Annotated in this window: 16 protein-coding genes; 2 read left to right on the top strand and 14 right to left on the bottom strand. The window is 48.1% G+C overall.

All coding sequences use genetic code 11. The features are described 5' to 3' along the window. Positions 1-8: 8 nt before the first annotated feature. The 7 genes from ACFQ0N_RS14130 to erm all read right to left on the bottom strand — a co-directional run bounded on the left by ACFQ0N_RS14130 (position 9) and on the right by erm (position 6,622). The gene (locus ACFQ0N_RS14130) at positions 9-1,289 is read right to left on the bottom strand and encodes a M56 family metallopeptidase (protein ID WP_379327073.1); all 1,281 of its coding nucleotides are present in this window, start codon (positions 1,287-1,289) and stop codon (positions 9-11) included. Beyond that, entirely contained in the window at positions 1,286-1,669 is a 384-nt protein-coding gene (locus ACFQ0N_RS14125) for a BlaI/MecI/CopY family transcriptional regulator (protein ID WP_379327071.1), read from the bottom strand. Before ACFQ0N_RS14125 ends, ACFQ0N_RS14130 begins: the two co-directional genes overlap by 4 nt. A gap of 169 nt (positions 1,670-1,838) precedes the next feature. Next, complete coding sequence (gene thiD / locus ACFQ0N_RS14120) at positions 1,839-2,648, bottom strand: bifunctional hydroxymethylpyrimidine kinase/phosphomethylpyrimidine kinase (protein WP_379327069.1); 810 nt, start codon at positions 2,646-2,648, stop codon at positions 1,839-1,841. Positions 2,649-2,732: 84 nt separating this feature from the next. Next, positions 2,733-3,746 carry a hypothetical protein gene (locus ACFQ0N_RS14115; protein ID WP_379327067.1) on the bottom strand — a complete coding sequence of 338 codons (1,014 nt, stop codon included), beginning with the start codon at positions 3,744-3,746 and terminating at the stop codon, positions 2,733-2,735. Positions 3,747-3,776: 30 nt separating this feature from the next. Next, positions 3,777-4,535, bottom strand: coding sequence for an RNA polymerase sigma factor (locus ACFQ0N_RS14110; RefSeq protein ID WP_379327065.1), 759 nt, complete (start codon positions 4,533-4,535; stop codon positions 3,777-3,779). 105 nt (positions 4,536-4,640) lie between these two features. After that, positions 4,641-5,150 (bottom strand): GyrI-like domain-containing protein, encoded by a 510-nt coding sequence (locus tag ACFQ0N_RS14105; RefSeq protein ID WP_379327063.1) that lies wholly within the window; start codon positions 5,148-5,150, stop codon positions 4,641-4,643. A 635-nt stretch (positions 5,151-5,785) separates the two neighbouring features. Then, the gene (gene erm / locus ACFQ0N_RS14100; protein WP_379327061.1) at positions 5,786-6,622 is read right to left on the bottom strand and encodes a 23S ribosomal RNA methyltransferase Erm; all 837 of its coding nucleotides are present in this window, start codon (positions 6,620-6,622) and stop codon (positions 5,786-5,788) included. 672 nt (positions 6,623-7,294) lie between these two features. On the opposite strand from erm, the gene ACFQ0N_RS14095 reads away from it, so the two are divergent. After that, positions 7,295-8,041 carry a bleomycin resistance protein gene (locus ACFQ0N_RS14095; protein ID WP_379327059.1) on the top strand — a complete coding sequence of 249 codons (747 nt, stop codon included), beginning with the start codon at positions 7,295-7,297 and terminating at the stop codon, positions 8,039-8,041. Between the two features lie 182 nt (positions 8,042-8,223). Here ACFQ0N_RS14095 and ACFQ0N_RS14090 read toward each other — a convergent pair whose 3' ends face one another. The 4 genes from ACFQ0N_RS14090 to ACFQ0N_RS14075 all read right to left on the bottom strand — a co-directional run bounded on the left by ACFQ0N_RS14090 (position 8,224) and on the right by ACFQ0N_RS14075 (position 12,669). Continuing rightward, a complete protein-coding gene (locus ACFQ0N_RS14090; protein ID WP_379327057.1) occupies positions 8,224-8,514 on the bottom strand; it encodes an RNA polymerase alpha subunit C-terminal domain-containing protein in 291 nt (96 codons plus the stop codon). Positions 8,515-8,653: 139 nt separating this feature from the next. Continuing rightward, positions 8,654-9,571 (bottom strand): class I SAM-dependent methyltransferase, encoded by a 918-nt coding sequence (locus tag ACFQ0N_RS14085; RefSeq protein ID WP_379327055.1) that lies wholly within the window; start codon positions 9,569-9,571, stop codon positions 8,654-8,656. A gap of 1,154 nt (positions 9,572-10,725) precedes the next feature. Continuing rightward, the gene (locus ACFQ0N_RS14080) at positions 10,726-11,139 is read right to left on the bottom strand and encodes a hypothetical protein (RefSeq protein ID WP_379327053.1); all 414 of its coding nucleotides are present in this window, start codon (positions 11,137-11,139) and stop codon (positions 10,726-10,728) included. Positions 11,140-11,388: 249 nt separating this feature from the next. Further along, positions 11,389-12,669, bottom strand: a complete 1,281-nt coding sequence (locus tag ACFQ0N_RS14075; RefSeq protein WP_379327051.1) for a helix-turn-helix domain-containing protein — start codon at positions 12,667-12,669, stop codon at positions 11,389-11,391. A gap of 150 nt (positions 12,670-12,819) precedes the next feature. Between ACFQ0N_RS14075 and ACFQ0N_RS14070 the strand changes: the two genes are divergently transcribed. Further along, the gene (locus ACFQ0N_RS14070; RefSeq protein ID WP_379327049.1) at positions 12,820-13,476 is read left to right on the top strand and encodes a DUF2625 domain-containing protein; all 657 of its coding nucleotides are present in this window, start codon (positions 12,820-12,822) and stop codon (positions 13,474-13,476) included. A 92-nt stretch (positions 13,477-13,568) separates the two neighbouring features. On the opposite strand, the gene ACFQ0N_RS14065 is transcribed toward ACFQ0N_RS14070, so the two are convergent. The 3 genes from ACFQ0N_RS14065 to ACFQ0N_RS14055 form a co-directional block, all read right to left on the bottom strand. Next, positions 13,569-15,125, bottom strand: coding sequence for an ABC-F family ATP-binding cassette domain-containing protein (locus ACFQ0N_RS14065; RefSeq protein WP_379327047.1), 1,557 nt, complete (start codon positions 15,123-15,125; stop codon positions 13,569-13,571). Between the two features lie 129 nt (positions 15,126-15,254). Further along, positions 15,255-16,217 carry a helix-turn-helix transcriptional regulator gene (locus ACFQ0N_RS14060; protein ID WP_379327045.1) on the bottom strand — a complete coding sequence of 321 codons (963 nt, stop codon included), beginning with the start codon at positions 16,215-16,217 and terminating at the stop codon, positions 15,255-15,257. A gap of 158 nt (positions 16,218-16,375) precedes the next feature. Further along, positions 16,376-17,908, bottom strand: a complete 1,533-nt coding sequence (locus ACFQ0N_RS14055) for an MDR family MFS transporter (protein WP_379327043.1) — start codon at positions 17,906-17,908, stop codon at positions 16,376-16,378. Between the last annotated feature and the right edge of the window lie 85 nt (positions 17,909-17,993).

The following is a 17,993-nucleotide window of genomic DNA, read 5'->3' as shown; positions in this document are numbered from 1 at the left end:
CAGCAGCATTATTTTGACTTTTTAAGTTTCAAGCCATGAGTCTTGTTGATAGCATCCAAATTTTTTTGCGGAAGAGCATCAATGTAACCTTGAGGTACATTAAGCCCCTTCTCAATATATTTGTTAATACGATCTATGATCTCCTCATTGGTTAGTTTCTTTGCCGTCTTGCTCTCTTTTTGTTTGGCTGGCACTACGTTACCATCCTTATCAAAGGCTTTTAGTGTTCCATCCGGATATTGAACCGTAACATTACTCCCCCCGCCCGCAGCTTGCTGAGATGAAGAGTTTTTTGACGGCACAGCCGTTCCGGCAGCATATGCAGCGGCCCCGCCACTTCCGACCAATGAAATTGCAGCAATAAGGGACAACGCGAACATCGATTTTTTCATTTTCTTCGTATTCATAAGATTAATAAGTCTCCTTTTCATATTTCTTTTTGGATTGCACAGACTGGTTGTGCATAACACATTTTTCTGCATAACGCCGTACTCTAGCATGGATAACAGCATTTCGCCGTAACATCTTCGACTCCCCGCATCCATGTTCCGAACGACCTTTTCATCGCAGGACAGCTCGCAGAACACTGAAATCTGCTTGTTGAGCGCATAGGCAACCGGATTAAACCAATGTAGGGCATTTGCAGCAAACACTAGAAGCTTCACAAGCAGATCGCCACGCTTGAAATGTACCAATTCGTGCGAGAGGATCATGGAAAGCTCTTTTTCTCCAAGCGGGGTGTCCGGCAGAACGATAACGGGTCTCCATAATCCGATCAGCATCGGCGTCGTCGCCTGGGCGCTTACGATTACCTTTACAGGACACTGCAGGTCACTGCATACCTGGCTCTCTTCCAGAATCGTACGTTTGAATATCTGGTACTGCCTTATATTGATGGCAAGAAAGATCATAGCTCCAATAGCCCAAATGACAATGGAGAACAAGATCCATTCTTTCCGCTCCTCGAACCGTCCGACATAATCAGCCAAAACGTTCGCAAACGATAAGTCCCCTGTGGGCAGTATGGAGGGAAGGACGCCTGAATAGATCCCGGCTATAGTACCGGTTGTCTGACTTATGCTTGACTCCGCCCCAACAGAGCGTAAAAGAGCAACAAGCCAATTTACGACCTCGGAACCGCCAAGCAGAAAAAATATCGGTATTAAGCTGGTATAATAATGCCATGTCTGTGAAAATCCTCTTTGTGTTAGAGGTCTTATGCTGCACAGAACTATCCAAATGATGGTTCCGACGCATGATGCAATGAGAAGAGACAGGACAAAGTTCATCGTTTCTTGCCCTCCTCGCGCTGAAACCATTGTTTCAACTCCGCAATGTCATCTGCAATCAATTCGTCCTGACCGACCAAAGCAGCAAAGAAATTTTTCACCTTTCCCTTGTACAAGCGATCCAAAAAGCTTTTAATTTCATGCTTCTGGTACTCCTGCCAAGTCAGAACGGGTCCATAATAGTTCGTTTTGCCGCTCATGGTTTTGGCCAAGAATCCTTTTTCAATCAAGCGTTTCAGCAGGGTCGACATCGTGGACGTTTTCCAACCCTTGCTTTCAAGGAGCTCCAGCAGTTGGGCAACCGTCACCGGTCCTGCGATTCTCCATATCACCTCCATGATCTCCATTTCTGTCTCCGACAATCTTCCTAACTTCTCCATAGTGTACACCTCTGGAAATAACTGCGACAACTTGTCGCACATTTAATATACGACAAGTTGTCGCAGTTGTCAATACGCTAATAATTCGCAATAGCAAAACAGGCCATATGCGAGGACAAACACCTGTTCGCCTCGCATATAGCCTGTTTCTCATTAATTACTGCTATTTTCAATTGCCTTCCAGCCGGTGTGCGGCATGCAGGGTCGGTCCCACAAAGCGGTTCAGCGGGAAGCCGCCTGCGATTGCTTTCGTAATAAACGCTTTGCCTTCGCGGACAGCCTCCTTGACAGACAGCCCTTTGGCCAGCCCTGCCGTTACAGCTGCAGAGGTTGTACATCCGGCTCCATGCGTATAGCTTGTCTGGGTGACAGCCGCTTCATACCATTCGAAGCTTTTGCCGTCATAAAGCAGATCCATCGCCTTGCCCGGCTCAATGACGCCGCGGTCTTTGATCAATACATGCTTGGCGCCATGCTCGTGAATAATTGCGGCAGCCTGCTGCATTTGCTCCCGCGACCGGAGCGGTCCGGTCTTGGCAAGCTGAGAAGCTTCAAACAGATTCGGCGTCACGAGATCCGCCCCCGGAATTAAATACTTCAGCATCGCATCGGTATTTTCCGGCTGCAGCACTTCGTCAGTGCCTTTGCATACCATGACCGGATCAATGACGATCAGATTGTTGCCTGCACGCTTCAGATGAGAAGCGACCAGCTCGATAATATCTGTCGAGCCGAGCATGCCTGTCTTCAATGCATCGAATCCAATTCCGTCAAGCACTGTACGCAGCTGCGCTTCAACGATATGCAGCTCAACCGGATAGACGAGATGGTTCCAGGTCTCTGGCTCCATCGCTACAATTGTCGTCAATACCGTCATGCCATAGACGCCGAGCTCCTGGAATGTTTTGAGATCGGCTTGAATGCCTGCTCCGCCGCTCGTGTCCGAGCCGGCTATTGTTAATGTTTTCCGAATACTCACGTGACTTCATTCCCCTTTTTATTCTGCTGAAATTATCCTACTGCTAATCGGACAAATTGTCAAAAAGCAGCGCGCAGGATACGATCAGTGAACCCACTTTTCAGAGTGGTAGGCCTTCATGAAGTCGAGAAAGCCTTCCAATACGGATAAGCCCTTCGTTTCGGCGTGTTTCGCTTGCTCCAGCAGCATAATGGCGCGGTCGGCCGTCTCGGGATCCTTCGGAGTTCCGCCTTGCGGGAATGGGAACATCGCACGAAGTTCGGCGAATGCAATGGCCACGATTTCGTAATGAGCACCCGCAGCCGCGGCGTATTCCCGAACCTTGCGTTCGACAAAGTTCGTTCCATCCCACTTGATAACGAGCTCACGCAGGAATTGTGCCGCGAACTCGCGCGCATCTCCCACTAGCCCCACGTTATAAGCGTTGCCCAATTCGTCTGCCGCCCGATTCTCCATCACCTTTATCCAAGCATCATATCCGGCAAGCCCCATCACAAATCGGTCTTTAAAGAAACCGGCGTCATTCCACTCCCGCCCCCGCGCATGGTCGACGATCATGTCGAGCGCCATCCGCAGCATTTCGTATTTGGAATGCGGGAGACTCTCGCTAATTGTAATAAGAAACAGTACGTGAATCTTCGGATTCGCGAACTGGGTATATGGGATCGTACCGTCCTGAGACATATCCTTAGCATAAAACAATTGCTTCTCGTCATCATAACCATAGATCAGCCCGAATTCAGGTTCGAATAAATCCACGGCGATTGCTGGCACGCCTTTGTCGATCGTCTCGTGGACAAGAGCCATCGTTCGCTCCAGCAGCTCCGGCGTCGGCGGGGCTTGTGCCTCCCCCATATTGCTGATGAAGCCCAGATTACATAAATTGCGGCGCAAGATATATCCTCCGGGAAATGAAGTCGGGCCTTCGATGCCGATCCTCTGCAACTCGATGTTCATGCGGAAAGCATGCCCGGTGAGACCCATTACGTCTACGAGGGACAGATGCTTCTTATCCGTATAACTTACCGCTCCGTAGATGGCATAAGCAGCCGTTGTCCAGGTCTCGGTCCAATTATCTTTTCGTTTGCTTTCTGTCATAGGTGTTCCTCCTTCTATGGGTCGGCCGAATCATGGAGGGGGCAGAAGCACTTTACGGCAAGGCAAGCCTTGCTCCGAACGCTTCCGAACGTAGAGTTCGATAGAGACACGGATGCGCTCTTTACGCACCTTCACTCTAGCGCGGGACAGACTGTTGTAGACGTTTGCCGCTGTCGTGCCGAACAGCTTGGCGATCTCAGCGGGCGGAAACTCGCCAAAGAAGTGCGCCTCGAAAATGCTGCGTTCACGCTTGGAAAGAATACGAAGCAGGTCGCGCAGACCACTCAGCATTTCTTCTCGCATTAAGCACTCTGCAGGATCAAAACGGTTCTGCGCTTCTTCGGATGCGGCCGACTGAAGACAGAACAATATGCGGTCGATGTCCGTCCAATCCGTCTCGTTGTTCTCGGAGAAGGCATATCCTCCAGCGCTCCCCAGTTGTGGCAACTTCCCGCTGCCAGCGAAACCAGAGAATGGCTTTTCCTTGGCATACCAGCCTCCGCGGCGGAGCTTCAGCAGCGCTTGATTGCGTACGATTCTGTGAAACCAAGGCGCAAATTTGCCAGCATCCAAAAGCGAACCCAAATGAAGGAACGCGCGAATAAGCGCATCCTGTACGACATCCTCTGCCATATGGGCATCGCGAACCATCCGGTTCGCCATCCCAAGCGCCTCCGCCCGATGCTTCCGAATAAGCTCATCGAACGCCTCGCGATTCCCGTTCCTCGCTTGCTCGATTAACTCATGCTCCGTCAGTTTGGATCCCGATTGCACCCATTCAGTCGCCATTGCCGTACTCCTCCGAACCCTCTTCATTCGACTCCTATATCGTCAGACACCAAAAACCGGAGAAATCTATCATGTGTACTTTAAATTTACTAAAATTTTTTCAGGCTATATATAACGCGCCCGAATTTGAGTATGTTTTATGGTCCCAATCGGAAAATACAGGTATAAATTTCCGTCCGTCTCCTTTGGATTGTAAAACTCATGAACTGCCCCAACAATCGAATGCCCCTTATTAGGCAGATATTCATTGACCATATAATGAAATCTTTCTTGATAGGTATCCATATTGCACCCGATAATGGCATATTTATACGAAGGGATGACCCATTTTGTCCATCCTGCCGGGGCAGCCGCGTCATCTAACACTTCACAGCCTGCCAAATATTTGCCTTGTTCCGTCCAGCGCTGAAAGCTTTCTGAAATATCGCTCATCGCTCCCCAAATGCCTGCTATATTGCCTTCATCGTCGGTCTTTGCCAAAGTCCGAATTTCATCGAAGTTTTGATTAGCCTCCTGCCAAAGAGCCGGAATCCAGTCCTTGCCTTCGGCAGCAAGACCTTGTCCCAGCTTTCCAATCACTGTAAAGGATTCCTTGCCTTCAATGGTAACTTTCATATTGTGCCCTCCCATTTGTTTATACCGAAAAAAGAGTGAAGCATCCGCTTAGCGTCGCCGCCTTGTCAGTGCCTAAACTGATTTTACAATAAGCTTTGCTGATCGAGGCCAACGCTGGACGATTGGTAAGAAGATTACTATCGTAAATTTTTAATAGCTTTAATTCTGGCTCAAAACCATAATCAGTCCTTGACTTTGAGAGGCTTCCATGACAGATCGTTCTTGGCCTTGGCTAACTAAATGTAATTTCTGCAGTTCGTTCTTGCATAGTTTGGCTAGAAAGCCAATCTAAATGGAAAAACTGCTGTTAGAATTGGGGAACGAGATGAAAGGGGGCGATTTGGTCCGAACTAGCTACATCATTTCCAGGTAGATTGCAAAAATCAGCTAATCCGGCTTATTTACCTACATAAAATCCAGTTAGTTTGGCGTTAGACGAAGTCAAGCACTGATTTCAAGGTTGATCCTTAATTTTGGTGAAAGATTAATCCCCCCTGATTATGACCTGATTTATTTCATATTCTGCAATGCCCAACAATTCCCTTTATTTATTTGGCTTTGCAGCAACCTAAAGAGGGCCAAGGCAGCCCCCTTCGGTAACTTGTCACTGCGCTAATATTGGCCAAGGAGGGAATTTACCCTTTCGGCCAGCGACAAGGCACGACATGTTGAATCATCGTTTGAAACAGTGATGCCCACTGCTCCAGCGATAACGAAGCGGCCGTTTGTTCACGATCAACCTTCGCCTTCTTCAATGCTGCTTTAAGCTGTGCAGGTGTAAAAATCCCCTTGAGCACATCAGCCGCCGACCGCCGCGGTCCACTTAAGACATATGCTGCAAAGGCAGCAAATCTCCGTCCTTCCTTGGCAGGCACTAGAGGGCGAGCCCTGCGCGCGATTGTTACAATAGCCGCATCGACACTTGGAGGCGGAGCAAAATGAGTGCGCGGCACCACCGCTGCCATTTCGAACAAAAAATTCATTCTCCACATAAGCAAACGCGGATCCTGCGTAGAGCGTTCCGTAAACCTTTGAGCTGCTCCCTTTTCCAAAATTAACACTCCCCTTTGAAAGGCTTTGCCTTCATATCCTAGCAGCTTTTCAAGAATCACAGTCGTTATAGAAAACGGAATGTTGGCCACAACGCAAAATGGCCTTTCAGGAAGCCGGATCTTCCTGATGTCGCCTTGGATAATTTTTATTTTAGGATCGTGCTTCGCTTTTGAGCGCAGCGCCTCAACGAAACTGGCATCGATTTCTACCGCTATCACTCTGCCAGCCTTCTCTGCAGCCCTGAAAGTAACAACTCCCTTGCCTGCGCCAATTTCCAGCACAGTATCGGCCGGCTGTAAACGCGCCGCTTCAATAAGCTGCCTGATCGTTTGCGGATTGTGCAGCAGATGCTGCCCCGTAAAGTTTGGTCCTGACTTGCATTTTCTTATCGTCCGATGTTTTTTATTTTGTCTGCGCATTGATCCATTCCTCCCAAATTCGTTATTGCCTGGGGTAAAACAAAAAACCACAGGCGTCTGCCTGCGGCGTAAATAACGGGAATAGGGATGAACTGATATGCGCATTCAAATAAACCTTTGTTTATGAGTTCAACAAAGAGTTGGCTGGATTTTTAGTTGCAAAGATGAAATATTATGCATTTTGAAGAACATGAGAAGAACCGGCTGACGCCGTCCTTGGCGCGAGACAAGTCTCTTCCCCTGAACTTTTATAGAATTTATCGAGTGATACTTATAAAATTCTATAAAATCAAAAAAGAGACAGCCGCGCTGTCCCTTTGCATCCATCTATGCACTAGGATATCCTAAAATGGGCAGACCGATTCCGTTTTTACTCCGCACGCAGGCAGAGACTTTGTTCACTATTTAATTAGTGTGACAAAGTGACAAAACGCAATCTCATAGAATCAACCATCTTAGGACAACCCTCCGTTCCTTAATCTGCAATGATTGTATCACAATATACACCCTACTTACAACGCTACATTTTTATTCCAGCTCTAAACCATATGACGGCTTTGAATTATTATTTATTGCAATACAAGGTCATATTTTTTAAAACATTGCCATTTGCACTAATGTTGTACGATAAGGGAGAAGCTGATCTCATTAAGAAAGGCGGTAAACTTAGGCGTGGAGGATAATAACATATCACCGAATCGAGAGGGCAAAGCAATTCCCATTTTCCCTTGCAGATCCATTGACGAGCAGTTGGATTTCTACCAAGCATTAGGATTTGAATTAACTTACAGGCAAGCCAAGCCAAATTTATATGCATGTGTCCGTCACTGTATAACGGAAATACACTTTTTTGTATTAAAACAATTGGATCCTGCTAACTCGTACAGCATGTGCTATGTGAGCGTTCCTAATGTGGATGATATCTATAAAGAGTTTTGCGAAAATCTAAAGAAGACTTATCAAAGGATTCCCGCCAAAGGATTCCCAAGAATCACTAAACTCAACAATCTGGCCGAAGACCGTAGATTTAACCTTATTGATCCTGCCGGGAATCGTTTATTGATTGGGCAAAAGCATGCCACATCCGATCCGGTCCAGAATGGTCAATACGCCGCGGCACCACCGTCAAAATTTTCAAATGCGTATGAAACTGCATACCGCTTGGCTTATGCCAAAGACGAACCCGCAGGTGCAGCCAGAGTACTGGATCTTGTACTAGCAAAAGCCGATGAAACGTCAGTTACACTTGGTTTCAAAGCTTATGTATTACGGGCCGACATCGCTGTCTCAATGGGCGAGATCAATCTGGCAAAAACTTTTATTGTGCAAGCAGACCATATATCGCTCTCTGATCAAGAACTTGAAGAAGTGAAAGAAGCATCCGAAAGGCTCCACGAGCTTAAAGTCACTCTAGAATGATCGATTGTGGTGGTTCCGAGAGGATTTGCATCTACTTTCATATCGGGGACTTGTTAGCAAACTGAAAGGGCTGCCACAGGTTATTTGCTTCCAGCCTGTCACGGCCCTCCAAATCTTTTCCCGTCGCAATCGGGTAGGGACACAAACACATTTAAATTGCCTATGTACTGTTCCAGCGATGTTTAATTTTTGAATGATAACCCGTGTTCCTCTAAAGCGGTTCTCAGTTTTGGCAAAGATGCCGGTCCCATACCATGAAGCTGCAAAATCTCTTTTTCTCTATATTTTGAGAGCTCCTGCAAAGTCGTTATTCCATTGTGCTCCAATGCACGTCTTGCTGGCGCCGAAAGAAGCGAAAGAAATCCGCTCTCAGGTTTTCGTTCCTGCTTGCAGAATGGGCATGTAGGACAATCGCTGCTTTTATAGTATTGGTGCCCTTTGCTACAAGTTCTTAAACTTTTTTGCGAAGCCATCTCACATACCTCCTTCCACCTTGTCCGACCGGATGTTCAGTGCCTGAACAAAAGAATTTCAAGCTCACCCAAAGGCAACCTGTCACAGCCCTCCAACCCGCGTCCGACGCGGCCTTTCTTCCTTGTCCACAAGATACAATTATTTAACTCGTCCATGCACGAAGAAAGCATGTTCATAGGCATAATAGTCGTCATTGCGTCCTTCGAAATATTTTGACTGAATTTCCATTGGACTTAAATGTTCTTGCATGACGATACCAACTTTATGAAGCTCATCAGCTACTGATTGCGGGTCAAATCCAGTTAACATAGGTTCACCTGCTTGTCGCAACATAGCTTGCATACTGTTTACACGTTTAGCCGCTTTTTCGGGATTAAATGCATCCAAATCCCAATAATCAAAAATTATGTTGCTGTCAGAGGGTGCAATATTAGTGAGAGTTCTAAAAGTGGAAAACACATCTTGCTTTGGCAAGTAATGAATTACACCGAGCCAACTAAAGAAACTGGGTAACGCTGGATCATATGATGCATCCAGTAACGCTTTTTCTAATTGATCCTTCGTGAAGTCTATGGGGACAAAATTCAAATTATCGGGTTGTGCCCACCCTAAGTCTTTCAGACGGTTTCGTTTAAAGCGTTGAGTCGCCGGATGATCGATTTCGAATATCTGTAACTGTTCAATCAGACCAGGGTTCCTTTGCGCAAACGTATCCATACCTGCACCAAGAATGATATATTGTTTAACCCCTTGATTTATTGCCTCTTTCAGCTTGTCTTCAGCATACCTCGCACGGCTAAGGAAGAGCGATGTAGGAAAATAATGTTGAACCATATACGCTATGGCATCCTCACGTTTCGGGTATGACGCCGCTCGCGCTGGATCTATTGCAGCCAGTGCCATCACCATGCTCTGATCAAATGCAATATGATCCTCCTCTGTAAGAAGTTCAGGTGAGATGAAATCGTCGAAGATTTTCGGTTCGGCATGAAGTGAATGGTGACTCCGAAGGTACGCACTCATTAACGCAGTACGTTTAATTTTGCTGTCTTCCATGGCTCTCTCTACCTCATTTCAAAATAGGATTTGCCAAGCTTAAGTTTAAAACGTTCCACCTTACAAACAGCATTTTTATTATAGCATGTAATGGCTTACATGAGTTACAAATTAGATCAAATTGTTCCAATCGAATCCAGTTCCTTATCTCCCCACGAACCCCCATCTTCGGAAGGTTCATGAGGGTTCAGAGCAGCGCGTCGGAATCTCGAGGGTGATAGAATATCCCCATCTCTTCTCAATTTGTTCAATTGCGACCTTGGTTCTAAAAGCGTCTTCCGCAGTAGGAACGAACGGTTTTTTGTTCGCCTTCTACCCATCCGATCAATGTATATTTAACGGCATTTACCTCGGTTACAAATTCGCCCTTGCTATTTCTGTAAGACATAGGTACGACTAGATCAGTCTCTTCTGATAGGGTCTGAAGCCATATCATTTCAGAGTTGATCACTTCTGGCTCAGTCCAAAAACTTTCCATAGTCTTACTTTTCGTTAAATGGAAGCGGAGACTGTAACAATTTTTTTGTGAATCGACAACTTTATAAATCAAGTTTGCACTTTGTCCAACAAATTCTACCGTAGAAAGCCGTTTCAAATCGTCAATCGACCCGGAAAGAGCAGAAGTCTGAGAAGAAGTTGGACGTTGCGACTTATTGACTTTTATTATTGCACTATTAACATACATCGCAATTAACTACAAGAGAAAGTAAAAACCCACCCAATGGTTGACCGCCGAAGGTGGGTTTTGTGCTATTCATCAACTTGAAGGGACACCCCATCCAAGCCAATTGTACAGGCCGAGTGTTCACTGCACTCGGTCTTTCTGATGTAATTGTAACATATACCAACCCGATTCAACAACTAGATGAATGTAAGCTTATGCACCAAATGTTTGCCGGATATCCTCCTCCGTGGCCGGAAACGTGATGACCAACTTGGCGAGGTCCTGAGGTGAATAAATGACGTTAATGATTTGACCCTACTGCACTTTAGACAGATTTGAAATCAGGACCTCCTTGTGTACCGTAACCGTAAACGTCTCCCCGCTGGGCCCGATAACAGCCAGTAGGCCAGGGGCGCAGAAACACCTGCACCTACTATGATCAATACGCTAATGAAAGTTAGCAGCCCTTGCGTACTCATCCTCCAGCTTTTTAACCAATAAGACCCATATAGACGAGTTCCGCCGGATTGGATGGATGCTTGCCAAGACCGATTCGATCCCCAACCCGTGGAATCTGCATTTTGGACACAAGCGTTTCTATTGTTTTCGGATATCGGCTGCCATCCTGTTCGGTAACGTCCAGCTCTAAAACAACAACGGGGTCAAAATTGATCAGCTTGCCGGTATCACGTATGGATAGAACTACTGCGGTCATCGTGATAGGAACTGAGCCTTCAGCGGCCATTTGCGCCTGCCTTGCCTGCTCCAGACTCTGATTCATAGCTTCGCGGTGTTCTTTGGGGATAATACCTTTCAGCATCATTCCGGTGAATCCTTTATTTAATAATTGATCTGCTTGATCCAGTGCATCCTGCTTACTTTTTCTTTTGCCAAACCATACCATGTTCAAGCACCTCGCTGACCGTGTTATTGAGTTCATCGATGTCTCTAATGCAATTGTAAACCGCGGGAAGGAGGGCTACAACGGGTTTTGGACAATACAAAACCTACGCGGCGGAGAGAGGTTTAATCATGTTTGCTGGGCGATTTTTTGAGCATTTTACGCTGTTTTGGCAATAAAGTAGTGCAAACTTCCGCTTTAAGGCATGAAAATAATGGTTTGTTTTGCGGAATCTTATCCGAAAAGGGATGATTATTTGCTCCGGAGCAGATAAACTAGCTTCTTGTAATAGGCCGCGGCTTCTTTATATTTGCGCAATTCCTCGGAAACCACCGCCAGGGATTCGTACAACAGCTCCAGACGGTTAACCTGGTGAATGGATTCGTAATAAGGGAGGCAGGCCGAAGCCTGTTCCATAAACTGCTCGTGATGCCCTTGTGCAAGCGATAACTGGCTCTGGTAAAACACCAGCGACATTTGCTGGTCAGTCGTCTGGATGCTGTTTTCGAGATTTGCGATAAGGCCTGGCAGTTGCGCCCATTGCTTTTGGCCAACTGCTAGCTCGCAGCGATATATCCGGATTAGCGGATCGAATTTCTGCTTGATCTCTTCGGGTTCGCGCTGAATCATTTCATCAAAGCGGTCAATTTCTTGTCCGGCCTTGTCATATTCTCCAAGCAGTGTCTGCATGATGATCCGGTTGTTCATAATGGTCGGAACCATCTCTCCTTGGTTGGCGGCATAAACGAGATTCGCTTCGGCCATGGATAAGGCGAGCAGGGCTTCCTGAACGAGCCCAACTGAAAAATTGTAGCCGCTGTATGCGATATAGAGTCCAGAGAGCCGGTGAAACAACCTTTGTTCATAAACATGCCTCATCGTCTGATCAAATACCTGCTTAGCCTTTTCAAACTGCTTTAAATAGATGTAGGCTTCGAGCATGAAATTTTGTACTGTCAGCCAGGCCTCACTTCCGGGCTCCAGTAGTTCCGCCAGCAGTCGCGATTGGTTCAGTGCTTCATGATAATGATTTTTAGATCGGTACAATTGGATTTTATAATAGAGCATCGCCTTTTTGGCAGGCAGCGGTAAGTTGTTATCGTCAGGACGCCCGTATTTGTCCAGATAATAATTCAGATAGTTCTGGTGCAGATATTCATGAGCTACAGCGTCGTTTAATTGCTGGTAATAGACGGCCTTCATCAAGGCGGTGGTCAGCTCGATGGTCAGTGCGTCGTCCCTGTCAGGCAGATCATGGATCCGCTGCTCGTCAACGGTTGCCGCAGATTGGGATATCAGCTCGAAGATGGCCTCCGCTCGATCCAGTATCTCCAGAGCTGTAGAAGCAGCCTGCTGCAAATAAGAGGGAGACACGCCCAGCCGGGTTGCAAGATGCTCTGCTAAATCATCGGCCAGCGGATATCTTTCGGCAAGAATGTTGGCCAAATGGGCTTGGGTGACTAATCCGTCAACGAGCTCCTTACGGGTCATTCCCTTCTTTTTGCACAAGAAATCAATCCGTTCTTTTAACATGGACGTAGAAAGCTCCTTTCTGCTAAATATCCGTAAAAGTATACCACGCTTGTATAGCGAAATAGACACACTCTGGTTAAAATAGGGTGATAAGACCTGAGGCTGAGCGCATCTATGGTCTCGTGTTCGGTGATCGAAAGGAGAGAAATAATGCAACCGTTATCTGTAAAAGAACTTGTGGATCGGAAAAACCATGCGTGGGAGGAAGCATTGGATATCCTCAATAAAGGCAAAAACCAATATACCATCGCTTCCAGAGAGCCCGATACAGCTGAGGATACGTTGTACCGCCTGCAGGTGAGTACACGATCGTATTTGGGAGCAGTTGCCTATGAAACCGGAGGAATCATCATTGACCACGGTTGGATTACCCTCCTCGGAGCGGGTGGATCCGGAGTTTACGGCAGCTTGACTTCATGGAATGGACTAGCAGAAGACATAAGTGTTCATCCTCTCGAAGGGATGCTGGTGGTGGCCTATGATGCCGCAGGCGGTTTTTTTGCGCTGGATACGGGGCGGTTTGGGCGTACGGGATATATTTACTATTTTGCTCCAGATACGCTTGAATGGGAATCTACGGAGCTGGCCTATTCCGGTTTTCTAAGCTGGCTGGCCAACGGAGACTTGGAGCTCTTCTATCAGACATTCCGATGGGAAGGCTGGCAAGCGGAAATCAAGCAGCTTGAGCCTGGTCAGGTGTTTGCCTATTATCCGCCGTTGTGGTCGGAAGAAGGAAGCGGAGAAACCAGCAGCAAAGCGCCTGTTCCGGTTGCGGAAGTCTGGCTGGCGATAGCAGACCAAGGCTAAAACATATGTATGGGCCGGTATCTCACCATTCCTTCCGGATACGGAACCAAAACTGAAGGGGGCACAACAGCCCCCTTTCCATCAATCGGTGCTTAGAATACTTTCGTCGTCCAGGATTCACAATTCCATGTATCCGTTACGATATCGTGGTAAAACTCCGGTTCGTGAGAAATAAGTAAAATGCTGCCTTTGTACGCCTGAAGTGCGCGCTTCAGCTCATCCTTTGCATCGACGTCCAAGTGATTCGTCGGCTCATCGAGTACTAGCAAATTCGTTTCCCTGTTAATCAGCTTGCACAGGCGAACCTTTGCCTTCTCTCCTCCACTGAGTACTGCAATCTTGCTCTCAATGTGCTTAGTCGTAAGACCGCATCGTGCCAATGCGGCACGAACCTCAAATTGGGTCATGGAAGGGAACTCTTGCCAAATTTCTTCTATGCAGGTATTGTAGTTGCCGTCCTTAACCTCCTGCTCGAAATAGCCTACCAGTTGATGCTCGCCGCGCTGCACCGAACCCGAGACGGCCGGAATTTCTCCCAGAATACTGCGGAGCAGCGTCGTTTTCCCGATACCGTTCGCGCCTACAAGCGCAATCTTCTGCCCGCGCTCCATACGGAGATCTAGCGGACGGGACAACGGGCTGTCATAGCCGATTACAAGCTCCTTGGTCTCAAAAATAAGCTTGCCGGACGTTCTTCCCACCTTGAAGGTAAATTGCGGTTTGGGTTTCTCCTTGGCGAGCTCGATGACTTCCATCTTGTCCAGCTTCTTCTGCCGGGACATCGCCATGTTCCGCGTCGCTACGCTTGCTTTGTTACGCGCCACGAAATCCTTCAAATCAGCGATTTCCTGCTGCTGCCGCTTAAATGCCGATTCCAGCTGCTGCTTCTTCATTTCATAAACCTGCTGGAAATGGTCATAGTCGCCAACGTAACGAGTCAGCTCCTGATTTTCCATATGATAAATCAAGTTAATAACGCTGTTAAGGAAAGGAATATCATGCGAGATCAGAATGAACGCATTCTCGTATTCCTGCAAATACCGCTTTAGCCATTCGATATGCTGCTCGTCCAAATAGTTGGTCGGCTCATCCAACAACAGAACTTCTGGTTTCTCAAGCAGGAGCTTCGCCAGCAATACCTTCGTACGTTGACCGCCGCTCAGGTCGGTAACATCCCTATCCAGGCCAATATCAGTGAGGCCCAGCCCGCGTGCAGTTTCTTCAATTTTCGAGTCGATCAGATAAAAATCCTGATTCGTCAGCGTATCTTGAATGGTGCCCACATCCTCAAGCAGCTGCTCCAACTCCTCTGGCGAAACATCGCCCATCCGGCCGTACATGTCGTTCATCTCCTGCTCCATATCGAACAGGTACTGAAAGGCTCCCTTCAGCGCATCGCGGATCGTCATCCCCTTACTCAACACCGCATGTTGATCTAGATAGCCTACACGCATACGCTTGGACCATTCTACTTTGCCGTCATCTGGTTGAAGCTTGCCTGTAATGATGTTCATAAAAGTAGACTTGCCCTCGCCGTTAGCGCCAATAAGTCCGATATGCTCACCCTTCAGTAAGCGAAAGGATACATCGTTGAAGATAGCGCGGTCTCCAAAGCCGTGACTCAGTCGTACTACATTTAATATACTCATAACTAACACCTTTTCTTTGTGTAATCTTCTACGATTATAAGCGTTAGTGCATCCTCAACTCAATGCCAAGTTCATGATCGACGGCTTAGAACTTGCCCTCTTCACTATAGCAGTCGTCCAGAATCAGATCTAGACACCGTTTATTGCCTGGCCTTCCCCGTCATACTGTGCAGATACCGCCAGCGCGGCTTCCCGTACTTGGGCTGCAATCGAGGCAGGTTCCAGGATAAGCAGGTCGGATTTGAAATGAAGCAAAAAACCGATCAGCCACTTTTCATCCGGAAACGACGTCCTTACAAGCAGCGATCCGTCGGGCAGGCGCTCAATCTCCTTCTCCTCAAAATGATCGGCTACCGCAACCTTGGCAGCAGCCTTGAACCGAAGCGTCAGTTCAATCCGCTGCCGCTGCTGCTCTCCCCAGCCCTGATTCATGATCGCAACAGGCATTGGCCTGCGGGTGAAGGTTTCTGTGAGAGGCTCAAGCTCCCGAATCCGGGACAGCCTGAACGTCCGGTAATCCTGGCGATTTAAGCAATAGCCATGCAAATACCACGAGTAAGCCTTGAGCGCCAGTCCCATCGGCTCGATGAGGCGCTCTGTCTCCTCCCCCTGACCGTCCGTATATCGAAAATGAACCAGTCTATTTTCGTTTACAGCTTTGTGCAGCGCTTCATATTTGCTGCGTTCGGCCTCGCTTTTGCGCCAAGGGGTAAATTCAATATGAATTTGATCACGGTCCGCCAGCCGGCCCTTCTCTGCCTGGGAGACAAGCGCACCCACCTTATCCAGCAAATTGTCAATGTCCGAGCGGTTCATGGCCTGAGTGGATTGCAGGCCGCGCAGAGCCGTCGTTAATGCAATCAACTCATCGAATGATAACATTTGCCGGTCCAATCTGAAGCTGTCCATAATTTCGTACCCTCCCTCTGTTCCGGTATACGATACAATGGGAATTCCGGCATGGCACAGGGAGTCCAGATCACGATAGATCGTCCGCAGCGATACCTCCAGACGCTCGGCCAGCTCCTGTGCTTGCACACGTTTGCGGTTCAGCAGAATGATGGTGATGGCCATAAGCCGTTCGAGCTTCAAGGTATTTCCTCCTATGCCGGGGTAGTTACATCCATCATATCATTTTTTCTCCTTATACAGGCGAACAGACGGCTTGATGATAAGGCGGAACATGCTGATCGGATTGATCTGTTCCTGTTACGAGCCATCTGTTTGCCAATCGGCCATTCCCCGTGTTGTTAATGGGCGGCAGCGTAGCCTTCCTTGGCCGCTTCAGCGACAGGGTCCAGCTTCTCCCTGCTCATCATGAATGCCGACACAAGGGCAAGGACCGCCGGGACAAGCCCCCACAGGAAGGTCGCTGCGATCGAAGAGGACAAGCCCCCGGTGATCAGGCCAAGCGTATTCTCATCCATCGCTTGACGAACGGCCGGATGGAGCAGGGAATTCGTATCATCCAGCGGAAGGCCTGCAGCACTCCCGTTAGTCCCCGTCTTAAGAACGGCAGCAAGCTTGCTCGTCAGGGCATGATTTTGAATCAGGCCGAAAATGGTAATCCCCAGCACCATCCCAAGTGAGCGGTTGAAATTAAGTGTCGAGGTAGCCGCTCCCCGCTGTGCGGCAGAAAAGGAATGAAGCGCCGCGCCGCTCAGCACGGAAAAGGAAGCGCCGATACCCAGACCGATCAAAATCATATACAGCGTAATCAGCCAGCGCGGCGACGCCGGTGTCAGTGTGCCGAGCAGCCCGATCCCGGTGCATAGAATAACCATCGTGGGGATCAGTATCGCCCGGTAGGGCAGCTTGTTCATGAGCATTCCGCCAAGTGTTGCCGTCACCACAGAGCCCATCATCATTGGCAGCAGTACGAAGCCGGAGTTAGTAGCCGTCCCGCCCAAAACGCCCTGGATAAAGATTGGAATAAATACCGATGCTGTCATGAAAGCAGCGCCGCTCAGCATGGCGATGAGATTGCTTGTTGCGTACAGTCTGCTGCGGAACATGCGGAAGGAAATAATAGGCTCTGCTGCTCTTTTTTCTACATATATAAGTATCAGACTCAGCAAGAGAAAGCCGCCGAACAAGCCCAATATTTGCGGTGAGCCCCATGCGTACTCCTTGCCGCCAAGCTCCAGGCCGAACATCAGGCATACAATGGCTCCAACGAGCAGGCTCGCGCCAAGCAGATCGACCTTTTGTCTGACATGCTGCCTGGATTGCTTGTAGCAGAAGACAATCAGCAGGAACGATAGCAGGCCAAGCGGCAGATTGATGTAGAAAATCCAGGACCAATGCAGCTTATCCGTAATAAAGCCGCCCAACATCGGGGCAAATACGCTGGACAAGCCGAAGGTTGCACCAAACATGCCGGTCATTTTCCCTCTGTCCTTAGGTGCAATGACATCAAACATAATCGTAAATGCGATTGATACCATTGCGCCTGCGCCAACACCCTGAATGGCTCTGAACAGGCTGAGCTGAATAATCGATTCCGCCATGCCGCATAGTGCGGAGCCGCCCATGAAGACGATAATGCCGAATATGAAAAACCGTTTGCGCCCGTACATATCAGACAGCTTGCCGAAGATCGGCATGCCGGCCATTTCCGCGACCATGTAGGCGGAGGTGACCCAGACGAATTTGTCGAATCCGCCCATTTCGCCAATAATCGTCCCCATGGCGGTGGCGACGATCGTATTATCCATCGAGGCGAGCAGTATGGAGAGCAATAATCCGGCGACTATAAAACCCACCTTGCTTGTTTGATTCATGTTATTGATCCTTCCCTTCAGTAACGATTAGCGGTCATTCGCCGCTTCTGATGACATCATAAGCGATCCTTGTTGACATCAGTCT

Origin of the sequence: Paenibacillus sp. GCM10027626 (genome assembly GCF_042676285.1) — a bacterium.
Lineage (GTDB): Bacteria > Bacillota > Bacilli > Paenibacillales > Paenibacillaceae > Paenibacillus_Z.
The sequence above is the reverse complement of the archived record's forward strand: the minus strand, read 5'-3'. Positions and strand labels throughout refer to the sequence as shown.

Bases quoted from the DNA above. Each gene is read 5' to 3' on its own strand.
- ACFQ0N_RS14085 (WP_379327055.1), bottom strand. From the start codon at position 9,571: ATGGAAGACAGCAAAATTAAACGTACTGCGTTAATGAGTGCGTACCTT.
- ACFQ0N_RS14090 (WP_379327057.1), bottom strand. From the start codon at position 8,514: ATGGCTTCGCAAAAAAGTTTAAGAACTTGTAGCAAAGGGCACCAATAC.
- ACFQ0N_RS14055 (WP_379327043.1), bottom strand. From the start codon at position 17,908: ATGAATCAAACAAGCAAGGTGGGTTTTATAGTCGCCGGATTATTGCTC.
- ACFQ0N_RS14070 (WP_379327049.1), top strand. From the start codon at position 12,820: ATGCAACCGTTATCTGTAAAAGAACTTGTGGATCGGAAAAACCATGCG.
- ACFQ0N_RS14125 (WP_379327071.1), bottom strand. From the start codon at position 1,669: ATGGAGAAGTTAGGAAGATTGTCGGAGACAGAAATGGAGATCATGGAG.
- ACFQ0N_RS14075 (WP_379327051.1), bottom strand. From the start codon at position 12,669: ATGTTAAAAGAACGGATTGATTTCTTGTGCAAAAAGAAGGGAATGACC.
- ACFQ0N_RS14105 (WP_379327063.1), bottom strand. From the start codon at position 5,150: ATGAAAGTTACCATTGAAGGCAAGGAATCCTTTACAGTGATTGGAAAG.
- ACFQ0N_RS14130 (WP_379327073.1), bottom strand. From the start codon at position 1,289: ATGAACTTTGTCCTGTCTCTTCTCATTGCATCATGCGTCGGAACCATC.
- ACFQ0N_RS14065 (WP_379327047.1), bottom strand. From the start codon at position 15,125: ATGAGTATATTAAATGTAGTACGACTGAGTCACGGCTTTGGAGACCGC.
- ACFQ0N_RS14080 (WP_379327053.1), bottom strand. From the start codon at position 11,139: ATGGTATGGTTTGGCAAAAGAAAAAGTAAGCAGGATGCACTGGATCAA.
- ACFQ0N_RS14115 (WP_379327067.1), bottom strand. From the start codon at position 3,746: ATGACAGAAAGCAAACGAAAAGATAATTGGACCGAGACCTGGACAACG.
- erm (WP_379327061.1), bottom strand. From the start codon at position 6,622: ATGCGCAGACAAAATAAAAAACATCGGACGATAAGAAAATGCAAGTCA.
- ACFQ0N_RS14110 (WP_379327065.1), bottom strand. From the start codon at position 4,535: ATGGCGACTGAATGGGTGCAATCGGGATCCAAACTGACGGAGCATGAG.